The organism is Streptomyces sp. NPDC054783 (genome assembly GCF_053611725.1).
Map to the genome: position 1 here is coordinate 24,149 of NZ_JBSHAY010000012.1, position 24,804 is coordinate 48,952.

General features: G+C 72.2%; 22 protein-coding genes. 13 read left to right on the top strand and 9 right to left on the bottom strand.

The genetic code is table 11. The annotated features are described in order from the left end of the window. Window positions 1–24: 24 nt before the first annotated feature. Window positions 25–558: a MarR family winged helix-turn-helix transcriptional regulator gene (locus ACWGJ5_RS21730; RefSeq protein WP_453311322.1), complete on the bottom strand. Its 534-nt coding sequence runs from the start codon at window positions 556–558 to the stop codon at window positions 25–27. Window positions 559–1,028: 470 nt separating this feature from the next. Continuing rightward, a complete protein-coding gene (locus ACWGJ5_RS21735) occupies window positions 1,029–1,553 on the bottom strand; it encodes a transglycosylase SLT domain-containing protein (protein ID WP_453311323.1) in 525 nt (174 codons plus the stop codon). Window positions 1,554–2,223: 670 nt separating this feature from the next. Here ACWGJ5_RS21735 and ACWGJ5_RS21740 point away from each other — a divergent pair. The 6 genes from ACWGJ5_RS21740 (at window position 2,224) to ACWGJ5_RS21765 (ending at window position 8,542) form a co-directional block, all read left to right on the top strand. Next, window positions 2,224–2,832, top strand: coding sequence for a hypothetical protein (locus ACWGJ5_RS21740; RefSeq protein ID WP_453311324.1), 609 nt, complete (start codon window positions 2,224–2,226; stop codon window positions 2,830–2,832). A gap of 87 nt (window positions 2,833–2,919) precedes the next feature. Next, on the top strand, window positions 2,920–3,072 hold the full coding sequence (locus tag ACWGJ5_RS21745) for a hypothetical protein (RefSeq protein WP_453311325.1): 153 nt from the start codon (window positions 2,920–2,922) through the stop codon (window positions 3,070–3,072). Continuing rightward, window positions 3,044–5,707 carry an MFS transporter gene (locus ACWGJ5_RS21750; protein ID WP_453311326.1) on the top strand — a complete coding sequence of 888 codons (2,664 nt, stop codon included), beginning with the start codon at window positions 3,044–3,046 and terminating at the stop codon, window positions 5,705–5,707. The genes ACWGJ5_RS21745 and ACWGJ5_RS21750 overlap by 29 nt, the downstream gene beginning before the upstream one ends. A 289-nt stretch (window positions 5,708–5,996) precedes the next feature. Beyond that, the gene (locus ACWGJ5_RS21755; RefSeq protein WP_453311327.1) at window positions 5,997–6,248 is read left to right on the top strand and encodes a hypothetical protein; all 252 of its coding nucleotides are present in this window, start codon (window positions 5,997–5,999) and stop codon (window positions 6,246–6,248) included. 138 nt (window positions 6,249–6,386) lie between these two features. Beyond that, window positions 6,387–7,715: an MGDG synthase family glycosyltransferase gene (locus ACWGJ5_RS21760; RefSeq protein WP_453311328.1), complete on the top strand. Its 1,329-nt coding sequence runs from the start codon at window positions 6,387–6,389 to the stop codon at window positions 7,713–7,715. Window positions 7,716–7,798: 83 nt separating this feature from the next. Next, window positions 7,799–8,542 (top strand): polysaccharide deacetylase family protein, encoded by a 744-nt coding sequence (locus ACWGJ5_RS21765; RefSeq protein WP_453311329.1) that lies wholly within the window; start codon window positions 7,799–7,801, stop codon window positions 8,540–8,542. On the opposite strand, the gene ACWGJ5_RS21770 is transcribed toward ACWGJ5_RS21765, so the two are convergent. From ACWGJ5_RS21770 to ACWGJ5_RS21780, 3 genes are all read right to left on the bottom strand, one after another. Continuing rightward, complete coding sequence (locus ACWGJ5_RS21770) at window positions 8,529–9,665, bottom strand: MFS transporter (protein WP_453311500.1); 1,137 nt, start codon at window positions 9,663–9,665, stop codon at window positions 8,529–8,531. The two genes, ACWGJ5_RS21765 and ACWGJ5_RS21770, sit on opposite strands and share 14 nt — an antisense overlap. A 239-nt stretch (window positions 9,666–9,904) precedes the next feature. Then, a complete protein-coding gene (locus tag ACWGJ5_RS21775; RefSeq protein WP_453311330.1) occupies window positions 9,905–10,531 on the bottom strand; it encodes a DedA family protein in 627 nt (208 codons plus the stop codon). A gap of 190 nt (window positions 10,532–10,721) precedes the next feature. After that, complete coding sequence (locus tag ACWGJ5_RS21780; RefSeq protein WP_453311331.1) at window positions 10,722–10,865, bottom strand: hypothetical protein; 144 nt, start codon at window positions 10,863–10,865, stop codon at window positions 10,722–10,724. Window positions 10,866–10,942: 77 nt separating this feature from the next. On the opposite strand from ACWGJ5_RS21780, the gene pcaDC reads away from it, so the two are divergent. Genes pcaDC through ACWGJ5_RS21800 form a run of 4 tightly spaced genes read left to right on the top strand, consistent with a single transcriptional unit; the run spans window position 10,943 to window position 14,198 of the window. Further along, entirely contained in the window at window positions 10,943–12,250 is a 1,308-nt protein-coding gene (gene pcaDC, locus ACWGJ5_RS21785) for a bifunctional 3-oxoadipate enol-lactonase/4-carboxymuconolactone decarboxylase PcaDC (RefSeq protein WP_453311332.1), read from the top strand. A gap of 46 nt (window positions 12,251–12,296) precedes the next feature. Next, window positions 12,297–12,932, top strand: a complete 636-nt coding sequence (locus ACWGJ5_RS21790) for an MBL fold metallo-hydrolase (protein WP_453311333.1) — start codon at window positions 12,297–12,299, stop codon at window positions 12,930–12,932. 51 nt (window positions 12,933–12,983) lie between these two features. Then, window positions 12,984–13,763 carry an exodeoxyribonuclease III gene (locus tag ACWGJ5_RS21795; protein ID WP_453311334.1) on the top strand — a complete coding sequence of 260 codons (780 nt, stop codon included), beginning with the start codon at window positions 12,984–12,986 and terminating at the stop codon, window positions 13,761–13,763. 15 nt (window positions 13,764–13,778) lie between these two features. Next, window positions 13,779–14,198 (top strand): DUF6278 family protein, encoded by a 420-nt coding sequence (locus ACWGJ5_RS21800; protein WP_453311335.1) that lies wholly within the window; start codon window positions 13,779–13,781, stop codon window positions 14,196–14,198. A 191-nt stretch (window positions 14,199–14,389) separates the two neighbouring features. Here ACWGJ5_RS21800 and ACWGJ5_RS21805 read toward each other — a convergent pair whose 3' ends face one another. Both ACWGJ5_RS21805 and ACWGJ5_RS21810 read right to left on the bottom strand, forming a co-directional pair. Then, the gene (locus ACWGJ5_RS21805) at window positions 14,390–15,958 is read right to left on the bottom strand and encodes a CocE/NonD family hydrolase (protein WP_453311336.1); all 1,569 of its coding nucleotides are present in this window, start codon (window positions 15,956–15,958) and stop codon (window positions 14,390–14,392) included. 108 nt (window positions 15,959–16,066) lie between these two features. Next, window positions 16,067–16,816, bottom strand: coding sequence for a hypothetical protein (locus tag ACWGJ5_RS21810; protein ID WP_453311337.1), 750 nt, complete (start codon window positions 16,814–16,816; stop codon window positions 16,067–16,069). Window positions 16,817–16,958: 142 nt separating this feature from the next. Here ACWGJ5_RS21810 and ggt point away from each other — a divergent pair, with 142 nt between their 5' ends. Then, entirely contained in the window at window positions 16,959–18,761 is a 1,803-nt protein-coding gene (ggt, locus tag ACWGJ5_RS21815) for a gamma-glutamyltransferase (RefSeq protein ID WP_453311338.1), read from the top strand. A gap of 30 nt (window positions 18,762–18,791) precedes the next feature. Here the strand turns inward: ggt and ACWGJ5_RS21820 are convergent, their stop codons facing one another. Further along, window positions 18,792–21,332, bottom strand: coding sequence for an ATP-dependent Clp protease ATP-binding subunit (locus tag ACWGJ5_RS21820; protein ID WP_453311339.1), 2,541 nt, complete (start codon window positions 21,330–21,332; stop codon window positions 18,792–18,794). A 127-nt stretch (window positions 21,333–21,459) separates the two neighbouring features. Next, window positions 21,460–22,236, bottom strand: a complete 777-nt coding sequence (gene map / locus ACWGJ5_RS21825; protein ID WP_453311340.1) for a type I methionyl aminopeptidase — start codon at window positions 22,234–22,236, stop codon at window positions 21,460–21,462. Window positions 22,237–22,298: 62 nt separating this feature from the next. On the opposite strand from map, the gene ACWGJ5_RS21830 reads away from it, so the two are divergent. Beyond that, complete coding sequence (locus ACWGJ5_RS21830) at window positions 22,299–22,550, top strand: helix-turn-helix domain-containing protein (protein WP_453311341.1); 252 nt, start codon at window positions 22,299–22,301, stop codon at window positions 22,548–22,550. A 100-nt stretch (window positions 22,551–22,650) separates the two neighbouring features. Then, window positions 22,651–24,687, top strand: a complete 2,037-nt coding sequence (locus tag ACWGJ5_RS21835) for a hypothetical protein (RefSeq protein ID WP_453311342.1) — start codon at window positions 22,651–22,653, stop codon at window positions 24,685–24,687. Window positions 24,688–24,804 lie beyond the last annotated feature (117 nt).

The window sequence follows — 24,804 nt, forward strand, 5'->3', positions numbered from 1 at the left end:
TCACCGCTCAGACGCTCGACCTAGTCACACGCCGATGTGCGTGCTGGTTCCGGTCAATCCCCCGGGGGACGGTTCACCGAGGCGCTCGGCCAGCTGGAACAGAGCGGGCAATGCGTTCCCGACAGCCACCCGGGCGCTTTCGTCGAGCGCGGCGAGGGCCGCGTCGATGCGGCGTTCATGGGCCGCGGTCCAGGCGGCGAGCCTCTCGTGTCCCGCATGGGTGAGGGTCACGACGGAGACACGGTGGTCGGCGGGGTCCACGTCACGTGTGACCAACCCTGCGGCGATCATCCGGCCGATCAGCCCGCTGACCGTACTCTGCGCCAGACACAGACGGGCGCCCATGTCGCCGACCCGGACCGGCGAGTGCTCGCTGAGCACCTGCAGCAACTCGACCTGCGCCATGGGCAGGGTCTCCCACGGATAGTCGGTGCGGATCGAGGAGCGCAGCGCACGCCGCAGCCGGGTCACCGCCTCGGTGAGCAGCCGGGCCTCCGGCTCTCCTGCTACCGGACCGGGAGACAACGAGCCAACCTCGATATCAGGCTGGACGGCCATAGGACAAGGGTAGTCCGGGGCGCACCCGGAAACGGTCCAGCGGCACGCCGCATCGGCCCCGCTCAGAAGGCTGGGCAACCGGCGTGATGATCCCTTGATCAGAGGGTTGTGAGGCGCTGTCTCGCCGGATCGGGGCTTGATGTCCTCGCACGCCGAGTATCGCAGGCGCATGCGGGCTGGGCAGAGGCCGCGTGGACGGGACCCCGGTTCGAGACGTTTCTGCCGGGTGTGGTGCGGCGGGTCCTGGCGGAAGATGTGCCGCAGCCGTAGTGGCTGTCGCGGCGCGTGCTGACCGTGGTGTCGGCCGATGCCGACCTCGCTGCGGGTGTCGCAGCGGTCTGGATCGTGTGGCGTCCGAAGTCACCTCGGGCCCGTAAGCCCGGTCATCGTGGCTGTGGGACGCGACGGCGCCGAGCCACGGAGGGAGCTGGCGCAATGTCAGGCTCATCCACCGGTGTGCAGGGCCGGAATCAGTAGGCGGAGTTGACGTTGTCGATGGAGCCGTAGCGGTGGGCGGCGTAGTTGGCGGCCGCGGTGATGTTGGCGACCGGGTCGGTGACGCTCTTGGCCGTGCCGGCGACGTGGTAGGCGTTGAAGGTCGGGTCGATGACCTGGAGGAGGCCCTTGGAGGGGGTGCCCTTCTGGGCGTTGCCGTCCCAGTTGTTCTGGGCGCCGGGGTTGCCGCCGGACTCGCGCATGATGTTGCGCTTGAGGCCCTCGTAGCTGCCGGGGATGCCCTTGGCCTTCATGATCTGCAGGGACTGCTTGATCCAGCCGTCGAGGCTGTTGGCGGAGCCGCTCGTGGACTGGGCGGTGGTGCCGCTGCCGGTCGAGGAGGCCGTGACCACCGAGGAGGCGGGCACCTGCGTCGCTTCGGCGGCCTGTGCGTTCGCGGGCATCAGGGTGAGGGCGGCGGCCGCGGCGCCCGTGGTGGTGATGCCGGTGAGGGCGAGGGTGCGCAGACGGGCGATGCGGGTGCGGGTGGTCATGGTCATACGGAAGGAACTCTCCACGGAAGGACGTCATCGGCGCCGGCCGCTGTCGGTCGCGGTGGCGTGGGGCGGGGGCCCCGTGCTGCGTCGGGAGTGGGCAGGTCCGGCGGAATCCCGCTCGGTCCGCCCGGTGGCTCCCGGCGACGACAGCAATGTTTAGCGACGGGTCTGGCGAGGCGCAATGATGTGACGTACTACCCGACTACGGAGGAATGTCCGAAATAGCACGCTATGGCGACTTCTGTGCAGCTCAGTCGGGTGGTGGGTCTACGGCCTTGGCTAGGACGTGATCTGCGTCCTATGGGTGGCGTCACACCCGCGACCCCGCCGACGGGGCTCTGCGGCAACGGCCAGGGCGCCGGTGTCTCTCCTCCGGCCGGCGCTTCCAGTACGCCGAACGTCTCGTCGTTCTCGGGTGCACCGCCGTCGGCTCTGGCGTCCTCGGCCTCCTCGGTGATCGCCTCGGCCGGGCCTCCGCGGCGGCGTCCTTGCCTCGGCTCGCGCCTCTGAGCACGCGTCGGCGGCGCCGTCGCGGTTCCGCTGGTTCCCCCCCGCCGGCGCGCATGATCTGTGTGGGTCCGGTGTGGTCCGTCGGGGCGGTGCGTCGGCGCCCGGCGGCCGATGGCATCATGACCGGCCGGATCGGCATCGGCCAGGCGGGAGACGTGAGACGGTGAGGGCGCGACGGGGGTACCGGGTGAAGGCCGGCAGCGCACCCAAGACGGTGCCGGGCCGCATCGCGACGGCGCTGTTCATGCTGTTCATCGGGGTGCTGTTCAGCGGCCTCGGGATCGGCGGGGGTGCGGGTCTCGCCGACGGCCTGAAGTACTCCACACGCATGTCCGGCACTCCCGGGCTGCTGAAGATAGAGACCTGCCAGACCACGGGCACCGGCAAACAGCGCCATACCGACTGCTACGGCCTCTTCCGCTCCGACGATCACCATGTGGTGGACCGGTTCGCCTCCATCGGTGACTCCTACGAGGTCGGGACGGTCATGCCGGTCCAGCACGACGCGGAGGGCCACTGCTATCTGGTCGGGGTGGCCCCGACGGCCGGCCGGCTGGCCGGGATCTGCGCCTGCGTGGTGGCACTCGTCGCCGGCCTGACCGCCCTGTGCGGCGCTTTCTCCACGGTGATGCCGCGGCTGGGCGGCCGGATCGGCGCGGCGTTGTGGTCACCGGGGGCCGGCCGGATGCTGGGTCGGCTGCTCAAGGCGTGCGGCCTCGGTTTCGCCCTCTTCGGCGTGACGGGCGTGATCGGATGGCTGGCCATGCCCTGACGACGCGTTCCGGTGACGGGGGTCCCATGTGGCAAGGCCTGCCCGGGCCGGGATCTACACTCAGTTGGTAGCCGCAAGCAACGGAACATGGGCGACGGCAGTCCCGCCCGTCCGCTGAAGCATCGCGACGGCGACCTGGTCGACCGCATGACACAGGCCTCGGAGCCGGGCTGGGCCCGGCCGGCGAGGCGAGGCAAGGAGATCCGCACGCATGACCACGTCCGCATCCCCGGCCCGTGAGGGAACCGGAGCGATATCCGCGTCCGCGCCGGCCGGCAGGCTGACGCACCGCCAGATCATGACGATCCTCAGCGGCCTGATGCTGGGGATGTTCCTGGCGGCGCTCGACCAGACCATCGTCAGTACCTCGATCCGTACGATCGCCGACGATCTGCACGGACTGAGTGCCCAGGCGTGGGTCACCACCGCGTATCTGATCACCTCCACCATCAGCACGCCGCTGTACGGCAAGCTGTCCGACCTCTACGGCCGCAAGCCCTTCTTCCTGGCGGCCATCGTGATCTTCATCGCGGGCTCGGCGGCCTGCTCGTTCGCCACCTCGATGACGGAGCTGTCCGCCTTCCGGGCCTTCCAGGGCATCGGCGCGGGCGGTCTGATGTCTCTGGCGCTGGCGATCATCGGTGACATCGTGCCGCCCCGGGAGCGGGCCCGGTACCAGGGCTACATGCTCGCCATGTTCGGCTCCTCCAGCGTGCTCGGCCCGCTGATCGGCGGTTTCCTCGCGGGCCGCAGCAGCATCCTGGCGATCGCCGGCTGGCGCTGGGTGTTCCTGGTCAACGTGCCGGTCGGCATCATCGCGCTGTTCGTCGTCGCCAAGGTGCTGAACCTTCCGCACACCCGGCGCGAGCACCGCATCGACTGGTGGGGCGCGCTCACCATCGCGATCGGCGTGGTGCCACTGCTGCTCGTGGCCGAGCAGGGCCAGAGCTGGGGCTGGACCTCCACGAAGGCGTACGTCTGCTACGCGGTCGGCGCGGTCGGCCTGGTCGTCTGGGTCCTGGTCGAGAAGGCCATGGGCGAGGAGGCCCTGATCCCGATGCGGCTGTTCCGCAGCGCGGTGTTCAGCAAGATGAGCCTGCTGTCCGTGCTCGTCGGCATGGGCATGTTCGGCGGGATGATGATGGTCCCGCTGTACCTGCAGATCGTGAAGGGTGTCAGCCCCACCAAGTCCGGTCTGCTGATGCTGCCGCTGATGGTCGGCATGATCGCCGGCACCATCGTGGTCGGACGCATCATCCAGAAGACCGGCAAGTACAAGATCTTCCCGGTCATCGGCACCCTGCTGATCATCGCCGCCATGCTGCTCTTCCGCTACCGGGTGGAGTGGAACACGGCGCTGCCGGAGACCATGGCCTACATGGCGCTGTTCGGCATCGGCCTCAGCGGGTGCATGCAGATCCTGACCCTGGCCGTGCAGAACGCCGTGGAGCCCAAGGACATGGGCGTGGCGACCGCGTCGGCCACCTTCTTCCGGCAGATGGGCGGCACCGCCGGTACGGCGGTCTTCCTGTCCGTGCTGTTCAGCACCGTCGGCGACAAGATCAGCGGGGCCTTCCGGGCCGCGTACGCGACGCCCGCGTTCCAGGCCGCGCTGCACGACCCCGCCGTACGCCACAACCCCGCGAACGCGCCGGTGCTCGAGATGTTCAAGCACCCCGGGGCGGGCGGCGGGAGCGGCTCGGGCGTGCTCGACGACTCCTCCTTCATCCAGCGCCTCGACCCGCGCCTGGCCGAGCCGTTCAAGGTCGGCTTCACCGACTCGATGCAGCTCGTGTTCCTCATCGCGGCGGCTGTGACGGCCTTGGGCTTCCTGGTCGCGGTGTGGACCAAGGAGGTGCCGCTGCGCAAGGTCTCCGGGCTGGAGGCGCGGGCCGCCGAGGAGAACGCCGGCTCCGCCCCGGAGCAGGCCGCCACCACGGCCGCCGAGCCCGCCGCGGAGAGCACCTCTGCCGAGAGCGCCCCTGCCGAGCCATCCTCTGCCGAGAGCAGCACCCCTGCCGAGGCCACCTCCGCGGGGACGCAGCCCGTCGCCGGGCCGGCCGATCGGTTCGAACCCGTTCCCGGCGCCCCGTCGTACGGCGTCCGGGGCCGGGTGCTGGACGGTGCGGGCGCGCCGTTGCCGCAGGCCGTGATCACCTTGATCGACGTGAACGGACGGCAGCTCGCTCGCGCCGTCAGTGACGCGGACGGGGCCTACGCGATGTCCGTCACCGGCCCCGGCACCTATGTGCTGATCGGCGCCGCCGGTGCCCGGCAGCCGCAGGCCGTCACGGTGCTCGTCGGCGAGGAGCCGGTCACCTGCGATCTCGCGCTGAGCGGCACCGTCGCCCTGACCGGAACGGTCCTGGACGCCGTCGAGGGACACCCGCTGCCGGGAGCCCTGCTGGTCGCCACCGACGTGCGCGGCGAGGTCGTGTCCTCCGGCACCTCGGCCGCCGACGGCGCCTTCGTGCTCGCCGATCTGGTCCCCGGCAGCTACACGCTCGTGGTGAACGCGCCCGGACACCGCCCGGCCGCTCTCCCGGTCGACGTCGCCCCGGGAGGGGCGAAGGCCTGCGAGATCCGGCTCGAACCCGGCGCCCGGCTCCACGGTGTCGTCAGCACCGCCACCGGCCGGCCGCTCGACGACGCCAAGGTCACCCTGCTCGACTCGGCCGGGAACGTGGTCGGCACCACGATCACCGGCTCCGACGGCGCCTACGGGTTCACCGACCTGGACGGTGGCGAGTACACCGTCATCGCCAGCGGTTACGCTCCGGTCGCCGCGTCGGTGCGCCTGGACGGCAGTGGCATCACCGGCTACGACCTGGAGCTGTCCCACCAGGAGGAGTCCCGGAAGCAGGAGTCCCGGTAGCACCGCCACGTCGACGGCGACGGCCGTAAAGGATCTTCAGAACCCCCGCCGGTCTGCTCCGGCGGGGGTTCTGCGTGCGGCGGCGGGTCACGCGGGCGACCGAGCCGGCGATTGCGGCGTTCACCGCCGTGGGCCGGGTGCCCGCTGGTGGCCGCAGGGGGGCCGTGGTCGGTGTGCGTGCCGACGGCGGAGGATCCGGTGAGCGGGAAGACGGCAGCGGTGTGCGCCGGGGTGGTCGTGGTTCTTCCTGGCTGCCCTAGCGTCCGGCGGACTGCTGGAGCCCGTGTCCGTGATCGCCGTCGCCCTGTCTCTTCTCCTCGCTGCCTCCTTGGCGGGGGTGCGGGTCCTCGCCGTGCTCGCCTCGATCGCCGCGCTCCCCGCCACCGTCGCGCTGTGTTCGGCCGGCGTGCGCCGCAAGTTCGGGTGCGTCGCCTGTCTGTTCATCCTGGCTCTGTATGCCTTGGTGCCGGTGGCGATCCCGTGCCGCGGGGTGAAGGGCTGCAGGTTTCGTTCACGGCTCCCTAATTTCTACATCATGTAGTAGCTTCTGCTCTCGGCGCCTGCCGAGACCGAGTAGCCCCGCTCGGCCGTGAAGGGGCATGGCCCCGTCCTGCGCGCGGCACCGTCGGGCCCGGGCATCTCCGGCCGTGCGTCCATCCCGTCAGGAGGCTGATCCCCTGTGGCCCAACGCGACGACCTGATGCCGGAGGCGGCGCCTTCGGCGTCCGCCGCAGCCCTGCCGGACTCAGGCCCCCGGCGGATCGCGATCATCTCCGCGAGCGTCGGCGCGGGACACGACGGCGCGGCGGCCGGGCTGGCCGACCGGCTGGCCGCGCACGGCTTCCTGGTGGACCGGTACGACTTCCTCGACCTGCTCCCCGCGCGTACCGGCAGGCTGGTCTGCGACGTCTACCACCGCATGCTGACCTGGGCACCGGCGGGCTATCAGCGCCTGTACGCGGCCACCGAGCACGCCTCGCGCCCGGGCGCGGTGTGGCGGGCGCTGTTCCACGGCGCCGAGCGGCCCACCCTGCGGGCACTCGAGCCGGACACGTGCGCGGTCGTCTCGACGTACCCGGGTGCCAGCCAGGTCCTGGGCACGCTGCGACGGCGCGGTCTGCTGAGGGTGCCGGCCTTCACCTACCTGACCGACTTCTCCGTGCACGCCCTGTGGGTGGCCCCCGGTATCGACGCGCACCTGGCCGTGCACGCGATACCCGCGGCCCAGGCCCACGCCCAGGGCGCGGCCGCCGTCGGCGTCGCCGGCCCCGTCACCGACCCGCGCTTCACCCCCGCCACGGACGAGCAACGCCGGGCGGCGCGTGCCCGGTTCGGCCTGCCCGGGCAGGCGCCGCTGGCCTTGCTGGTCGCGGGCTCCTGGGGCGTCGGCCCGGTGCGGCGCGCCGCCGCCGAGATCCGGGAGACGGGGGTCGCGGTGCCGGTGGTGGTGTGCGGACGCAATCAGGCCCTCGCCGACGAGTTGCGACGGGACGGCATCGAGCATGCCTTCGGCTGGGTGGAGGACATGCCCGGCCTGATGCACGCCTGCGACGTGCTGGTCCAGAACGCCGGCGGGCTGACGTCGCTGGAGGCCTTCGCCGCCGGCCTGCCGGTGGTCAGCTACCGCTGCATCCCCGGCCACGGCCGGACGAACGCCGCCGCCCTGGACGAGGCGGGCCTCGCGGCCTGGATCCGTGAACGGGCGGACCTCGGCCCGGCGCTCGCCGAACTCCTCCACGGTCCGCGTGGCCGGGCCCAGCGCGCGGCAGGACTCGAACTGCACCGCTCCGCTCCCGGCCCCGTACCCGCCATCGCCGCCGCAACCGGACATCAACTCGGCACAGGCGCACGGCCCGTGACGAGGCGCCGTCCGGCGAGGCGGCGGCTGAGCCTGGCTTTCGCCGGTGCGGCGGCCTCCCTTTCGCTGGGTATCGCGGCGACGATCGCCTACACCGAGGCCCCCGCGCGCTTCCCCGCTGTCACCCACTACCTGGAGGGGACCCGGTGATGACCCCGGCTCGTCTCGCCCATGCCGCCGCGCTCGCCTCGGCCACGGCCCTGCCCGCACTCGCCGTCCTCTAGGCGGCCCCCGTGGTCTCGACCTTCGGCCCGCTGCGCAACGCGGTCATGCCGCGCCTGTCCGGGCAGGGCCGCCCGGACCACATCGCCCTCACCTTCGACGACGGCCCCGACCACCTGTCCACCCCGCACTTCCTCCGGCTTCTCGACGCGCGAGGGATCCGTGCCACCTTCTTCCTGCTCGGCTCGATGCTGGTCCGCTCGCCCGGGCTGGCGAGGGAGATGACGGCCGCCGGGCACGAGATCGCCGTCCACGGCTGGCACCACCGTCCACTGCTGGTGCGTGGTCCCCGTGCCACCTACGACGATCTGGCCCGCGCCCGCGACGCGGTCGGCGACGTCACCGGCCGGCCGGCGAAGCTCTTCCGGCCCCCGTACGGGGTGATGACCACCACCGCCCATCTGGCCTCCCGCCGCCTCGGACTGACCCCGGTGCTGTGGACCTGCTGGGGCGAGGACTGGCGCAAGCGGGCCACACCTCGATCCGTCGAGGACACCGTCCTGCGCGACCTGCGCGGCGGAGGCACCATCCTGCTGCACGACTCCGACTGCACCTCCGCCACCGGCTCCTGGCGCACCACCCTGCGGGCACTGCCCCGCATCCTCGACGTCTGCCAGGAGCGTGGCTGGCAGATCGGCCCTCTGCGCGAGCACGGCGTCCCCGGCCTGCCCGGCGCAGTCCCCTCCGGGCACCATCCGTCTCACCCGACGACCGGCCGAGCGGAGCGGGAGGGGCCGCGGGTCACCTTCCCATGAGGCGACGTCGCAGGAGAGTGATGGCCGGGCCGAGGGCGAGGAGGAGGCCGAGCGTGGCGTAGCCGTGGGTGAGGGTGGTGAGGGAGGCGACCGTCGCGACGAGCAACGGGCCGCCCGCATCGCCGAGTTCGCGGCCGAGTTCGGCGGCGCCCATGGTCTGCCCGAGCCGTTCGGTGGGGGTGCTCGCGGCGAGGGCGGCGAAGCCGAGCGGGGTGATCAGACCCGTTCCGGCGCCGATCAGGGCGGCGCCGGCGAGGATGCCGGTCAGGCCCGGCAGCATGGCGCAGCCCATTCCGGCGGCGGCGAGCAGCAGCCCCGCCGTGATGCCCGTACGGGTCGTGAGCCGGCCGTGGTCCAGTGCCCGTCCCGCCTTCGGCTGAACGACGGCGGCGCAGGCGGCCAGCACGGACACGGCGGCACCCGTGGTCACCGTGCCCAGACCGGCCACCCGTCCGGACACCGGCAGGAAGCCCACCCCGACCGACAGGGCGGCCGTCGCCGCGGCGAGTGCGGCCGTCGGGGCGAGGAACGCCGGGTCGGCCAGCCGCCGGGCGAGGTCGAGGACCGTCTGCCGGGCCTTGGGCAGCGGCGGTACGACGGGGACGGCGAGCACGGCCCAGACGGCGACGGCCGCACCGAGTACGGCCAGGACGGCGAAGAGCAGCCGCAGGCCACCGGCCCACACCAGGACGCCGCCCAGCAGCGGGCCGAGGGTGTAGCCGATCGACTTGTAGAAGCCGTAACTGCCGAACGCCCGCCCGTGCTTGGCCGCCGGGTTGAGCCGGGCGACCAGGGCGGAGGCCGACGGGGAGAAGGCGGAGGCCGCGGCACCCTGGCCGAGGCGGGCGGCCCACAGCCAGCCGGGGCTGTCGGCGACGACGTACAGGGCGGACGCGGCGGTGAAGGCGACGAGTCCGCCGAGCAGTACCGGCCGGGCGCCGATGCGGTCGGCGAGGGTGCCGAAGACCGGCTTGAGGACCACCTCGGCACCGTCGTACAGGGCGAGCAGGCCGCCGAGCACGAGCAGTGAGGTGACCGCGCCCCGGGCGTGGCCGCCGAGGTTGGCGGCGATCCCGTGCGCACCGAAGGCGGTGGTGAAGCCGGCGGCGTACAGCGGCCACATCTGCCGGGCCGGTGCTGCCTGCGTCGTGGCGGCCGTGCTCACTGTTCCGGCTCCAGTGCCCCGCGCGGCTGCGCCGCCGGTACCGCGGGCCGGGCGGGGAATCCGATCACGATGACGAGCCGGCGGCTCGCCGTTGCCGTGCTCGACACACCTGGGAATGTAGCAGGCGTTACATCCGATGAGGTGGTCCATTTCTCAGGGACGTGATCTTCACGCGGCATGCCTTCGGGCCGGCTTGCTCAGCCCGCCGCGCGGCGGCGGCGCAGCACCCGGCGGGCCACGAGCGCGAGAATCAGCGCGCCCAGGGCGATGAGCAGATAGGTCGAATAGCGGTTGACCTCGGTGTAGATGGTGGTGATGTGGTTGCCGGCGGCGTAGCCGACGCCCGCCCACAGCCCGACCCACAGTGCCGCCCCGAGCGTGTTGAAGGCGACGAAACGGGGCCAGGGCATCTCGGTGGTGCCGGCGATGATGCCGTTGAGCTGCCGCAGCCCCTCGAAGAAGCGCGCGACGGTGACGACCTTCCCGCCGTGGCGGGTGAAGAACTCCTCGGCCTTCGCGTACCGTTCGGGCGGGAGGAAGACGTACTTGCCGTAGCGCAGTACCAGCGCGTGTCCTCCGGTTCGGCCGATGAGGTAGCCGACGTTGTCGCCGAGGACGGCGGCGGCGACGCCGATGGCGATGACGGCGGCGATGTTGAGCTGCCCGGCCCCCGCGTACAGCGCCGCGGCGATCAGGATCGTCTCGCCCGGGGAAGGGACGCCGAAGTCCTCCACGAAGATCAGGCCGCCTACGGCCCAGTAGCCCCAGTGGTCCAGGATCGGCGCGATGTCGCCGAGCACCCCGGGGAGCGGTGGTGTACTCATGCGGATCTGGTTCCTTCCGCGGAACGGCGGGCCCGGTTGTCGTGCGTTCCCGGCCGGGGCGTGCCGGGGCTGATGGTGTTCAGGTTATTGCTCTCCCCGGCCGATACCGTGTTGGTGCCAACGCCTGCGCGCGGGCGTGCACCGCACGGAGCGCGCCGGCCGTGTCACGCCGGCGGACGCGCCGAGCGGCTCAGGCCGCGCCGAGCGGCTCAGTCCTGCCGAGGAGGAGGGTGTCCTTGACCCGTCGCCGGTTCAGTCGCCGGTTCAGGAGACCGCCGCGCTCCCCAGCGGGTCGGTCGGCGGTGGACAGGAGGGTGATCACCAGCTCGACCACGACCCGGTAGTGCCACCCAGCACCGTCCCGGCGGGTCCGGTCCGGCCCCCGGCCCCCGTCCCAGGGCCGTCCGTGCGATGTGGGAACGTGGGCGGGTGAGTACGACGACGCCTCAACCCCTGGAATACAGCTTTGACGGGCCAGAAGGCGCCCCGGTCCTCGTCCTGGGACCGTCCCTCGGCACGACTCGGCACATGTGGGACCGCCAGGTGCCGGAGCTGGCCAAGCAGTGGCGGGTCCTGCGGTTCGACCTGCCCGGTCACGGCGGGGCCCCCGCCCACCCGGCCGGGTCCGTCGCCGAGCTGGCCACCCGGCTGCTGGCCACGCTGGACTCGACAGGCGTGCAGCGGTTCGGCTACGCGGGCTGCGCGCTCGGCGGTGCCGTCGGCATCGAACTGGCCCTGCGCCACCCCGAGCGGCTCGCCTCGCTGGCGCTGGTCGCGGCCTCGCCCCGGTTCGGGACCCCCGACGAGTTCCGGCAGCGCGGGGTGATCGTCCGTACCAATGGGCTCGACCCGATCGCCCGTACCTCGCCGGACCGCTGGTTCACCGGCTCATTCGCCGCGGCCCAGCCGGCGATCACCGAGTGGGCGGTGCAGATGGTCCGCACCACCGACCCGGGCTGCTACATCGCCGCCTGCGAGGCGCTCGCCTCCTTCGACGTCAGGACCGAGCTCGGCCGGGTCGGCGTGCCGACGCTCGTGCTCGTCGGCTCCGACGACCAGGTCACCGGGCCCGCCGAGGCCCGCACCCTGGTCGCCGGCATACCGGACGCCCGGCTCGCGGTGGTCCCCGGCGCCTCCCACCTGGTCCCTGTCGAACAGCCGGCGGCCGTCACCGACCTGCTGGTGCACCACTTCTCCACCGCCTGGCAGCAGCCCTACGACACCGGCCAGACCGCCCTGCCGGCCGCCCCCGTCAACCCGGCCATCGCGGCCGCGCCGCACGTCACGCCGGTCGCCGAGATAGCACCGGCCGCCGTACCGGCACAGCCGGTCGCGCGGCCCGACCGGTACGAGACCGGGCTCAGGATCCGCCGGGAGGTGCTCGGCGACGCGCACGTGGACCGGGCGCTGGCCGAGTCCGACGGGTTCTCCGGGGAGTTCCAGGAGTTCATCACCCGCTACGCCTGGGGCGAGATCTGGGACCGGCCGGGCCTGGACCGCCGTACCCGCAGCTGTATCACGCTGACCGCGCTGGTCGCGGGCGGCCATCCGGAGGAGCTGGCCTTCCACGTCCGGGCCGCCCTGCGCAACGGGCTCACCCCGGACGAGATCAAGGAGGTGCTGCTGCAGGCAGCCGTGTACTGCGGGGTGCCGGCCGCGAACAGCGCGTTCCGGGTGGCCCGGCAGGTCGTCCAGGAGGAGACCACGCCCGCCGAGTGAACGCCGGGTGAGCCCTGTGCCGCCGCACACGGCAGGATGGTGTGACATGAAGCTCACGAAGAAGTCCCACGCCTGTGTCCGCCTCGACAAGGACGGTCAGACGCTCGTCATCGACCCCGGCGGCTTCAGCGAGGAGGACGCCGCGCTCGGCGCCGACGCCATCCTGATCACGCACGAGCACCCGGACCACTTCGACGAGTTCCGGCTCCGGGCCGCCATGGAGAACAACCCCGCGGCCCGGATCTGGACGCTGAAGTCCGTCGCCGAACGGATCACGGCGGCCTTCCCGGGCCGGGTGCACACCGTCGGCCACGGCGACACCTTCACCGCGGCCGGCTTCGACGTGCAGGTCCACGGCGAACTGCACGCCGTGATCCACCCGGACATCCCGCGGATCACCAACGTCGGCTATCTCGTCGACGGCGGCAAGGTCTTCCATCCCGGCGACGCCCTCACCGTCCCCGCCCATCCGGTGGAGACGCTGATGCTCCCGGTGATGGCCCCGTGGAACAAGATCTCCGAGGTGATCGACTACGTCCGCGAGGTGCGGCCGCGGCGCGCCTACGACGTCCACGACGCCCTGCTGACCGACCTGGCCCGCCCGATCTACGACCGCCAGATCGGCGCCCTGGGCGGCACGGACCACCAGCGGCTGACCCCGGGGGCGTCGGCGGAGGTCTGAGCCCGTCGTCGTCCGAGCCCGTTGTCAGTGGCTCCGGGTAGGTTGTGAGGCATGCGCATCGCTACCTGGAACGTGAACTCGATCACCGCCCGCCTTCCGCGGCTGCTGGCCTGGCTGGAGAGCAGCGGCACCGACGTGCTGTGCCTGCAGGAGGCCAAGGTCGCCGAGGAGCAGTTCCCGTCCGACCAGCTGCGCGAGCTGGGCTACGAGTCGGCGGTCCACGCCACCGGCCGGTGGAACGGCGTGGCGGTGCTCTCCCGCGTCGGCCTCGAGGACGTCGTCAAGGGCCTGCCCGGCGACCCGGGCTTCGACGGCGTGACCGAGCCGCGCGCCATCTCGGCGACCTGCGGCCCGGTCCGCGTCTGGTCGGTGTACGTCCCCAACGGCCGCGAGGTGGAGCACCCGCACTACGCGTACAAGCTCCAGTGGTTCGAGGCCCTGAAGGCGGCCGTCGCCGGAGACGCGGGCGGCAGCCGCCCGTTCGCCGTCATGGGCGACTACAACGTGGCACCGACGGACGACGACGTCTACGACCCGGCCGTCTTCGAGGGCTCCACCCATGTCACCCCCGCCGAGCGCGCCGCGCTGGCCTCCCTGCGCGAGGCCGGCCTGAACGACGTGGTGCCGCGCCCGTTGAAGTACGACCACCCGTTCACGTACTGGGACTACCGCCAGCTCTGCTTCCCGAAGAACCGCGGCATGCGCATCGACCTGGTGTACGGCAACGCGCCGTTCGCCAAGGCCGTCAAGGACGCCTACGTCGACCGCGAGGAGCGCAAGGGCAAGGGTGCCTCCGATCACGCGCCGGTGGTGGTCGACCTCGACGTCTGATGCCACGCTGGGTCCATGAACCTTCCGTTCCTGGGCCACCGGCACAAGAAGAACGGTGATGCGGCGATCCCCGCCGATCCGGAGGGGATCGCCGCGCTGCTGTCCGAGTGCGAACTGCTCCGCTCGCAGGCGGCCCGGGCAGGCGTCCGCCTCGACGACACCCCGGCCTCCCTGGAGGCACTGGACCAGCTCGTCCCGCGCTGGCGAGACGACGCCGAGACCCTGCCCCGGCTGGGCAACGACGCGGGACTGTATCTGGGCACGGTCGTGGTGCGCACCGTGCCCGGCGCCGCCTGGCTGATCCGCGCCGACGGCGAGCCCGTCGTGCGGCTGGCCTCCGGCCGTGAGGTCGAGGTGGCGGGCGCCGGGCAGGACTGGGCCGCGAGCGGCGTCCCCGAGCTGTCCCAGCTGTACGCGGAGATCGCCGAGGCCTGAGCCGGTATCTCCTCATCGACACCGGCCGGTTCACGTGCACCACGCGGATGCCCCTTTGCGCAAGGAGGAGTTCCTCCACGCCGGGAAGCCCGTCGCCGCCAACCTCGACTAAGATGTGCCGTTCTGCATGCTGCGAGACCCCAGGGGGCGGCAGTTCACACGGGCCTGGCTCGTCCGGCGGCAGCCGGAGATCACTGCTCGCGCACGGGGACGGACACGTACGACGGGTCGTCCGAGGGCGAGGAGAAGGTCAGCTGCGCGCCGGACGGGTTGTGCTCGATGTACAGCGGGTCGACCGTGTCGACCACCAGCGCGAGGCGGTGCCCGGCGGGGACGTCGTACGCCGTGGAGAACAGGTCCAGGTCGACGCCGAACGGTTCGCCGGGCGTCCGCCCGTGCCAGGTGTAGGGCGCGTTGGTGACCAGCTTGCCGATGCCGAGAGGCCCGACGTCGTAGAGGTAGGCGATGAGGGTGCCGCTCTCCGCGGTCGGGGTCAGCGTGGTGTGCAGGGTGGCCGTGCCGCGCACCTGCTGGGTGCTGCCGTACCGCTCCGACTGCCAGACGGCCGCCCAGCGGCGCGGCAGCAGCGGGACCCAGGCCATGGGCGGCAGCTGGGCGACCTGGTCGAGGATGCTGGACAGGAACACGATCCCGCCGTCCGCGCCGGAGTCGACGTTCGCGTGGATCGTGGTGGAGCCCGTGAGCGCGAGCTTCCTCCGCGTCGCCTCGACCGACTTCCAGTCCGGGTAGCCCTCGTATTCCCCCGCGCTACGGGACTTCAGCTGGACCGGCTGTTCATGGTCGATGCCGTTGTCGGCGCCCTTGAGGTAGTGGTCGAGCCAGCGCTCGGTGTCCGTCCAGACGTCGTTGGGCAGCCCGAACAGGCCCGTCAGCTCGGCGGTCGCGTGGTCGCCGGGGCGCAGTTCGAGCCGCTTGGGCACGGTCAGCTTCTGGTAGAAGTCGGCGTACTGGTTCGCGGGGAAGACCGTGTCGCCCCAGGCGTTGGCGAGCATGAGGGCCGGGCCGTTCTTGTTCAGCTGGTCGACATAGGTCGCGGCGGAACGTTTCCGCCCCCAGTCGATCATCTCCTGTTCCTTGGACAGGTTGGATGAGTACAAGTTGTCGAAGATCTCGCGCAGTTCGGGACTCTCCCGGCCGGTGAGGGTGCCCGCACCGTCCAGCACGGCGGCCGCCTGGACGTGCTGGGTGCGGCCCGAGTAGATCGAGTCGATCAGGTCCGCCCAGCCGCTGAGCGCGGCCACGGCCTTGATGCGCTTGTCGTGCGCGGCGGCCAGCAGGCTGATCCCGGCGCCGTACGACACCCCGGCCATGCCCACGTGCCGCGGGTCGGCCGGAGTGTTGGCGAGGGCCCAGTCGATGACCTTGGAGGCGTCCGCTATGTCCGGCGGACCGGCCACTTCTATCTGGCCGCCGGACTGCCAGAAACCGCGCACGTTGTAGGTGAGCACCACATAGCCGGCGTCGGCGAGCTTCTGCGCCTGGGCGAGGTACTCCACCTGGGGCAGGCCCCAGCTCGTGGGCAGTACGACGAGCGGGTAGTTGTGCGAGCCGTCGGCTCCCGCGGGCGTGACGACGTTCGCCTTCAGTACGGTGCCGCCGTCGCCGGTGATGTCGACGAACCGGACGGACGGGGTGCCGGCCTGAGCGGCGGGTGCCAGACCGACGACGCTGCCGGCGATGAGCGCCGCCGAGACGGCTCCTGCGGCGGAGGCGCGCAGTGCGGTGCGACCGTTTCCCATGGGTCACTCCTTCACTAGTTAAAGAGCAAAGTGACCCGACGGTAACCTTGACCTCTTACCGTAAGTAACCCGTCGGTAAGTTACGTACCGGTAAAGTTTGTTGAACCGCTAGGCGGCCGTGTCCGCGGCGGCCGTCTCGGGCAGCGGCGTCCGCGCCGCCCGCGTCACGTCCGCCACCAACTCGACCACATCCGGGCCGTACGCCTGCGAGTTGACCACCTTCAGCAGCAGCACGAAGGAGCCGGTGCCGTACTTGCGGTGCAGCCGCCCGTGGTTGCGGGCGAGATAGCGGGTGGCGGCCTGGTTGGTGATGGCCCGCTGGCCGCAGAAGAGGAACACTGGGCGGCCCGCGCCGTGCCCGTCCGCGGTGAGCCGCGCAAGCAGCACGTACTCGCTCCGGCCGCCATCCATGCGGTAGTCCTTCCCGCCGATCCGGAAGGCGCCGAGATCCGGGCCGGCATCGGCGTCGGCGTTCACTTGCACGCCCGGCAGCAGGGAGGAGAGATGAGCCGCCATCCGGCGGTTCGAAGCGGGCCCGCCCAGGCAGAACTCCGTCCGCTCGCCGAACCCCTGCTGGGTGGCGTCGTGCGCCACGACCTGGGCGTGCGCGTTGCAGTCCTTGATGAGAGCGGCGAGCTCCAGCAGGGCGAACACGTCGTGCCGCATCACCGCCAGCTCCGGTCCGCCCGCGTTGCGGTTGACCACCAGCAGCGACTCCGAGTTCTCCGGCAGCCCGAAGAACGCCTGCTTGCGCCGGAGTTTGCGCCGCCACAGATACGTACGGGCGAGCCAGCCCAGCGAGGCCGATATCCCGGTCGCCACCAGGCCCAGGACGATGTTGCGCACGTCGTCGTTCATGGCCGCGCATGGTAGCGGGCCCGGGCGACGGCTACGTACCGGTGTTCGACACGTGACGTTCGTGTGGCAGGACGCCCAGGCGTACTGTCGGTACTACGGCAATCTGGCTACGCTGCGCGGACTGTCCCGACGGGAGGTTCGGATGGGTCGTCCTGGCACGCGGAAACTGGCGGTTCTGGCGGTCTCGGCCGCGCTGGTGTCGGTGGGGGCGGCCGCGCCGCCCGGCGCGACAACGAGCGAGACTCCCACGAAGGTTCCGGTGGCCGTCGGCTACGGCGGCGCGGTCGCCAGCGTCGACGCCGATGCCTCCGCCGCCGGCATCGAGGTACTCAGACACGGCGGCAACGCGGTCGACGCGGCCGTCGCCACCGCCGCCGCGCTCGGCGTCACCGAGCCCTACTCGGCCGGCATCGGCGGAGGCGGCTATTTCGTCTACTACGACGCCAAGTCGCGCACGGTGCACACCATCGACGGCCGTGAGACGGCGCCGCTCAGCGCCGACTCCGACCTGTTCGTGGAGAACGGCAAGCCGCTCGCCTTCGCCGACGCCGTCAGCAGCGGCCTGAGCGTCGGCACCCCCGGCACGCCCGCCACCTGGCAGAGCGCACTGGACGAATGGGGCAGCAAGCGGCTCGGAACGGTCCTGAGGCCGGCCGAGCGGATCGCCCGTGACGGCTTCACGGTGGACGACACCTTCCGCTCGCAGACCGCGTCCAACGAGACCCGGTTCCGCTACTTCCCGGACACCGCCAAGCTGTTCCTGCCGAACGGGCAGCTCCCTGTCGTCGGCTCCAGGCTCAGGAACCCCGAACTGGCCCGCACCTACGAGGAGTTGGGCCGCGAGGGCATCGGCGCGATCTACCGCGGGGACATCGGCGACGACATCGTCAGGACGGTCGAACACCCGGCCGTGGACCCCGCCTCCGGCTGGAACGCCCGCCCCGGCAAGCTGGAGGAGAAGGACCTCGCCGTCTACCGGGCCAAGTTCCAGGCGCCCACCAGGACCTCGTACCGCGGCTTGAACGTGTACTCCATCGCCCCCTCCTCCTCCGGCGGCACCACGGTCGGCGAGGCCCTGAACATCCTGGAGAACACCGACCTTTCGAAGGCGAGCGAGACGCAGTACCTGCACCATTTCATCGAGGCGAGCCGGATCGCCTTCGCCGACCGCGGGCGCTGGGTCGGCGACCCCGCCTTCGAGGACGTACCGACCAAGCAGCTGCTGTCGCAGCAGTACGCCGACTCGCGCGCCTGCCTGATCAAGGACGACGCGGTTCTCACCAGTCCGCTCGCCCCCGGCGACCCGCGCCACCCGGCGGCCTGCGGCAAGGGCGGTACGGCGGCCCCGACGACGTACGAGGGCGAGAACACCACGCATCTGACCGTGGCCGACAAGTGGGGCAACGTCGTCTCCTACACGCTCACCATCGAGCAGACCGGCGGCAGCGCGATGACCGTGCCCGGCCGGGGTTTCCTGCTCAACAACGAGCTGACCGACTTCTCCTTCGCCCCCGCCAACCCGGCCGTGCACGACCCGAACCTGCCCGGCCCGGGCAAGCGGCCCCGCTCCTCGATCTCCCCGACGATCGTGCTGGACAAGAACAACCGGCCCGTGGTGGCGCTCGGTTCGCCCGGTGGCGCGACCATCATCACCACCGTGCTGCAGACGCTCACCGAGTTCCTCGACCGGCGTCTGCCGCTGGTCGACGCCATCGCCGCGCCCCGCGCCAGCCAGCGCAACGCGGCCCAGACGGAACTCGAACCCGCCCTCTACAACGGTGACCTGAGGAAGCAGCTGGAGGCCATCGGGCACTCCTTCAAGCTCAACCCCGAGATCGGCGCGGCGACCGGTGTGCAACGGCTGCCGGGCGGGAAGTGGCTGGCAGCCGCCGAGAGGGTACGGCGCGGTGGCGGCTCGGCGATGGTCGTGGACCCGGCGCCGTAGGCCGCAGCGTGTCGTAGGCGTGTCGCAGGCCTACAACTCCGGTGCGGGCGGCTGGTTTTCCTGGGCACGGAAGTCCAGCCGTCCGTCGCTCACGTCCACCGTCACCCGGCCGCCCTCGGAGATCGTGCCGTTCAGCAGCAGCCGGGACAGCTGGTTGTCCACCTCGCGCTGAATGGTGCGGCGCAGCGGCCGGGCGCCGTACTCCGGCTGGTAGCCGCGCTCGGCGATCCAGTCGACGGCCGCGTCCGTGAAGGTGACCGATACACCCTGCCCGTCCAGCAGCCGCCGCGTGCCCTCCAGCAACAGGTCGGTGATCTGCCGCAGTTGCTCGCCGGTCAGCTGCTTGAAGACCACGATCTCGTCGATGCGGTTGAGGAACTCCGGCCGGAAGTGCTCGCGCAGCGGCCGCAGGATCTGCTCGCGCCGCGCCTCCTCGGCCGCATCCGTGCCGCCCGGCCCGAACCCGATCCCGGCACCGCGCCGGATGATGGCCTCCGAGCCGAGGTTGCTGGTCATCACGATGACCGTGTTGGTGAAGTCCACCGTCCGGCCCTGGGAGTCGGTCAGCCGGCCGTCGTCCAGGACCTGCAGCAGGATGTTGAAGACGTCCGGGTGGGCCTTCTCCACCTCGTCCAGCAGGAGCAGCGAGTACGGGTGCCGGCGCACCACCTCGGTGAGCTGGCCGGCCTCCTCGTGGCCGACGTACCCGGGCGGGGCGCCGACCAGCCGGGAGACGGTGTGCCGCTCCTGGTACTCGCTCATGTCGAGCCGCACCATGCGGTCCTCGCTGCCGAACAGCACCTCGGCGAGCGCCCGGGCCAGTTCGGTCTTGCCGACGCCGGTCGGGCCGAGGAACAGGAAGCTGCCGATCGGCCGGTTCGGGCTCGCGAGGCCCGCACGGGAGCGCAGCACGGCCTCGGAGACCACGGCGACCGCCTCGTCCTGGCCGACGACCCGCTGGTGCAGGTGATCCTCCAGGCCGAGCAGCCGCTCCTTCTCCTCCTGGGTGAGGCGGCTGACCGGGATGCCGGTCTGCCGGGACACCACCTCGGCGATGGCCTCCGCCGTCACCTCCAGGTCCAGCCCCTCGTCGGCCTTGTCCTCGTCGCTCGACTCGGCGATGCGCTGCTTCAGCTCGCCGATCCGGTCGCGCAGCTCCTTGGCCTTGTCGTAGTCCTCGCCTGCGACCGCCTGATCCTTGTCCAGGACCAGCTGCTCCACCTCGCGCTCCAACGCGCGCACGTCGGCGCCCTTGGTCCGGGCGCCGAGCCGTACCCGGGCGCCCGCCTGGTCGATCAGGTCGATGGCCTTGTCCGGCAGCCGCCGGTCGGTCAGATACCGGTCGGACAGCTCCACGGCGGCGACCAGCGCCTCGTCGGTGTAGCGGATCTGGTGGTGGGCCTCGTACCGGTCGCGCAGCCCGCGCAGGATCTCGATGGTGTCCTCGGCCGTCGGCTCGGGCACCAGGATCGGCTGGAACCGGCGGGCCAGCGCCGCGTCCTTCTCGATCCGGCGGAACTCCTCCAGGGTGGTCGCCCCGACGATGTGCAGCTCGCCCCGGGCCAGGGCGGGCTTGAGGATGTTGCCGGCGTCCATCGCGCCGCCCTCACCGCCGGAACCCGCGCCCACGACGGTGTGCAGCTCGTCGATGAAGACGATCAGCTTGTCCGAGTGGGCGCGGATCTCCTCCACGATGTTGTTCAGGCGCTCCTCGAAGTCGCCCCGGTAGCGGGTGCCGGCGACGACGCCGGTCAGGTCCAGGGCGACGACGCGGCGGCCCGCCAGGACGTCCGGGACGTCCGAGTCGGCGATGCGCTCGGCGAGGCCCTCCACGATGGCCGTCTTGCCGACGCCCGCGTCACCGATCAGCACGGGGTTGTTCTTGCCGCGCCGGGACAGCACCTCGATGGTCTGCTCGATCTCGGTGTCCCGGCCGATGACCGGGTCGATCCGGCCCTGCCGGGCCAGGTCGGTCAGGTCACGGCCGTACTTGTCCAGCGTGGGCGTGCCGGTGGCGCGCTGCCGCTCCACCCGGACCGGGGTGCCCTCCGGGACCTCGGGCGGCAGGGAGCCGGCCGAGAACCGGGCCGCGTTCAGGATGTGCCCGGCCGCCGAGTCCGGGTTGGCCGCCAGCGCGCTCAGTACGTGCTCCGGTCCGATGTACCCGGCGCCGCTCGCCCGCGCCATGTCGTGCGCGTCCAGCAGGGCGCGCTTGACGGCCGGGGTCAGCGACAGCGAGGTCGGCGGGGGCAGCTCGCCCGGCGGGTGCTGCACCGGGCCGGCCCGGTCGTCGATCTCCGAGGCGAGCGAGTCCGGGTCCGCGCCCGCCCGGCTCAGCAGGCTCCGCGTGGGCTCGGCCGCGACGGCGGCGCGCAGCAGGTGCTGGGTGTCCAGGTCCTGGCTGCCGTGCTCGGCGGCGTACAGGGCGGCCCCTCTGACCAGCTCGCGGGCCGGCTGGCTGAGCAGGCGGCCGATGTCGATGTGGCGAGGCGCGCCGCGGGCTCCGCCGGATCCGCCGAAGAAGCGGGCCAGGAATTCACCGAAGGGGTCAGGAGGGTAGCCGTTGGTCATGGCATGGGCTCCTTCGCTGACGACATGCGGAGCGGCCGGGTAACCCGGGGGAGGGTTGCCCATGCCCACGATGTCACGATCTGTGGGGGTGGGCATGTTCGCCCAGGGGAAGCAGCCCCGCGCACTTTCAGCGTGCTTCCCTCGCCGTGAGGATCCTGGGGCCGGAATCCGTGACGGCCACCGTGTGCTCCACGTGGGCCGCGCGGGAGCCGTCCGCCGTGCGCAGGGTCCAGCCGTCGCCCGCCGCGTAGTAGGCGTCCTTGCCGCTCGCGATGAGCATGGGCTCGATGGCGAGGACCATGCCGGGGCGCAACGGCAGCCCGCGCCCCGGGCGGCCCTCGTTGGGGACCTCGGGGTCCTCGTGCATGTGGCGGCCCACGCCGTGGCCGCCGAAGCCGTCCGGGATGCCGTAGCCGGCCGTACGGCAGACCCGGCCGACGGCGTGGGCGATGTCGCCGATGCGGTTGCCGGCGACGGCCGCCTCGATGCCCGCCGCCAGCGCCCGCTCGGCCGTCTCGACCAGGCGGACGTCCGCCGGGCGCGGGCGGCCCACCGTGAAGCTGATCGCCGAGTCGCCGGCCCAGCCGTCCAGGATGGCGCCGCAGTCGATCGAGACCAGGTCGCCGTCGCGGAGCCGGTAGCGGGTGGGGATGCCGTGCACGATCGCGTCGTTCACCGAGGCGCAGATGACGGCGGGAAAGGGAGTCGGCGCGAAGGACGGGCGATAGCCGAGGAACGGCGACGAAGCCCCCGCCTCGCGCAGCACCTCCCGTGCCAGCTCGTCCAGCTCCAGCAGGGAGACGCCGACGCCCGCGGCCCGTCGTACGGCCGTCAGGGCCCGCCCGACGACCTGGCCGGCCGCGTGCATGGCGTCGATCGATGTGTTCGTCTTCAGTTCCATCATGCCAATTACTATACCGGCTTTTAATGGGGGGTGGGGATGCGGGCCGGTATTAGAATGGGCGCATGGTGCGCACCCCCCTCACCCCAGAAGAGCGCGAACGCGGCGAACGGCTCGGACAGTTGCTGCGTGAGGCGCGCGGCGGCCGGAGCATGACCGAGGTCGCCGCCCAGGCGGGTGTCTCCGCCGAGACGCTCCGCAAGATCGAGACGGGCCGGGCGCCGACACCCGCGTTCTTCACGGTGGCCGCGCTGGCCGGGGTCCTCGGGCTGTCGATGGACGAGCTGGTCGCGCGGTGCGCGCTCGTACCCGTGTGAGGCGCCCGCGCTCTGCCGGAAAACTCTGTGTAGCAGCGCCGTAACACGACTCGTGTTGCCTACCCACCGGAAGGGCCGGCGGTCGGGCGGGAGCTGAGCGATGGCGGTGGATCGACTCCCAGGTGGAGTGCGGGAGTTCGCGAGCTACCTGGACGGCCTGCTGGCGCGCCTCGACCAGGGCGGAGGGTGGAGCGGGGTCTTCTGGCAACGCGACCCCGACGGCATGCGGGCCTGCCTGGACGGGCGCGAAGTGCTGCCGTGGGACGTGGTGGAGGCACTGCTGGAGGACCTCGCCACGGTGTACGGCCCCGCCGCCGCGGCCGCCGAACGGGAACGGGCCCGCGCCCTGTACCGTGCCGCGCTCACGGCGTACGACGCCCGGCCAGGCGCGCGGGACACTCTGCTGGACCGCCTCGACGTGATGCTCCGCGAACAGCGCTACGCCGCCGAACGCCGGGCCGAACTCACCCGCCTCCTGTCCGCCCCGCCCCCCACCGAGAACCCCCAGTCCCTCCAACTCGACCTCGCCTGGGCCCACGACGACCACGATCGCGCCACCGCCAGGTGCGCCGAACTCCGGGCGCGGCTTGCGGAGTTGGATCGACTGGGGGCAGGGGGCGAGGGTGCGGCGCGAAGGGCACCTGCCGGGGTGCCGGAGGCCTTCCGGGATGCCGACCGTGCGGGCCGGCCTGCGGGAGAGGAGTGGTGGGGGCCGGTGGGTGAGGGCGCGGTGCGGAGTGGCGCTGAGCCCGGGCCGCACGCTGCCGCACCCGCTGCGGCCTCGCATGCTGATGGCTCCGCTCGGGCCGCGTACGCCGCCGCACCCGCCTCGGCCCCACAGACCGGCGGCTCGACTCGCCCCCCGCGCACGGTCGGGTCCGATCCGTTCCCACATGCTGAGGGCGGCTCGACTCGGGCCCCGTATGCCGTGGCGTCCCCGCCGGCCCCGCACACGGTCACCCCCGCGCCTGCCGCCGCGCCCCCTCATCGCGCTGCTCAGTCCGCGCAAGCCGCCCCACCGTCTCCCCGCGCTGCTCAGGTCACGCAAGCCGCCTCAGCGTCTCCCGGCGGCGCCCGGGCGGCCCAAGCCGCCCCACTGTCTTCTCGGGCTGGTCGGTCCGCGCAAGCGGCCTCAGCCTCTCCGGGCGGCGCCTGGGCGGGCCAAGCCACCCCACCGTCTCCCGACGCCACTCGGTCCGCGCAAGCCGCCTCGCCCCCTCCCGGCGGCGCCCGGGCGGCGCAAGCCACCCACCTCTCTCCTGACGCCGGTCAGCCCGTGCCCCCCACCCCGCCGTCCCCCCACGCCGCCCACCCCCCACAGGTCACCCCATCAGCTCCCCGTACCGTCCCGGTCGACCCCCAGGGCGCCACCTCACCCTCCTCCTCGGCCTCCGAGCCCGGGCCGCCCGCCAAGCCCCGTAAACGCCGCCGTGGCAGTGCGCGGTTCGCGGGGATGGCGGAGGAGGGCGGGGCTGTTGCTGACGCGCGGCAGGTATCCCCGTCGGTCGCGCCGGAGGCACCCGCGCGGCGTGTGCCGCGTGGGGCGCGGTTCGCCGGGGTCGGTGAGGTGGGCGAGCCGGCGGCGGTCTCCGTCGCGGTGGTGGACGCCGAGGCGGGGGCGGCGGTGGCCGAGGTCGTGGAGCGGCTCGGGCGGTTGCGGGGCGAGGGGCGTAGCGGGGAGGCGCATGTGCTGCTCGTCGAGGTCGTGCACTGGCCCGCCGAGCGGTTCCCGGCGCTGGCCGACGCCCTGCACCGCGCCGGGCTGGGTGCCGACTGGGCCACGCTGTTGTGGGAGACCGCCTCGCTGCCCGCGGAGCGGCTGGTCGCCGCCGCCGACGCGCTCGCCGCCGCCGGACGGGAGGCCGACGGACGGCAGATGCTGCGGCAGGGCGTGGCCCGCCCGGCGGAGCAGGTCGGCGCGGCCGTTCTGCGGCTGGAGGAGCAGGGGCGCCGGCGGGAGGCGGCGGCTTTACTGGACGCCTGTGTGCGGGGCCGTACGGCGGAGGAGGCCGTCCGGAGCGTCGCACCCGATCCGCACCGGCTCGTGCCCCTGCTGCTGCGCGCCGCGCAGGCCGTCTCCGACGAGCGGCACTGGGATCTCGTGCACGCACTGCGGGTGGCCGGGCACACGACGTGACCGGCAATCCATCACCTCGTCCCGGTACGCTCCGTTTCACCCCTTCGAGTGACACCCTTGCTCACCCACCGGAGTGTGAAACGTGATCAACTGCGCGGGTTGACGACGATGGTCTTG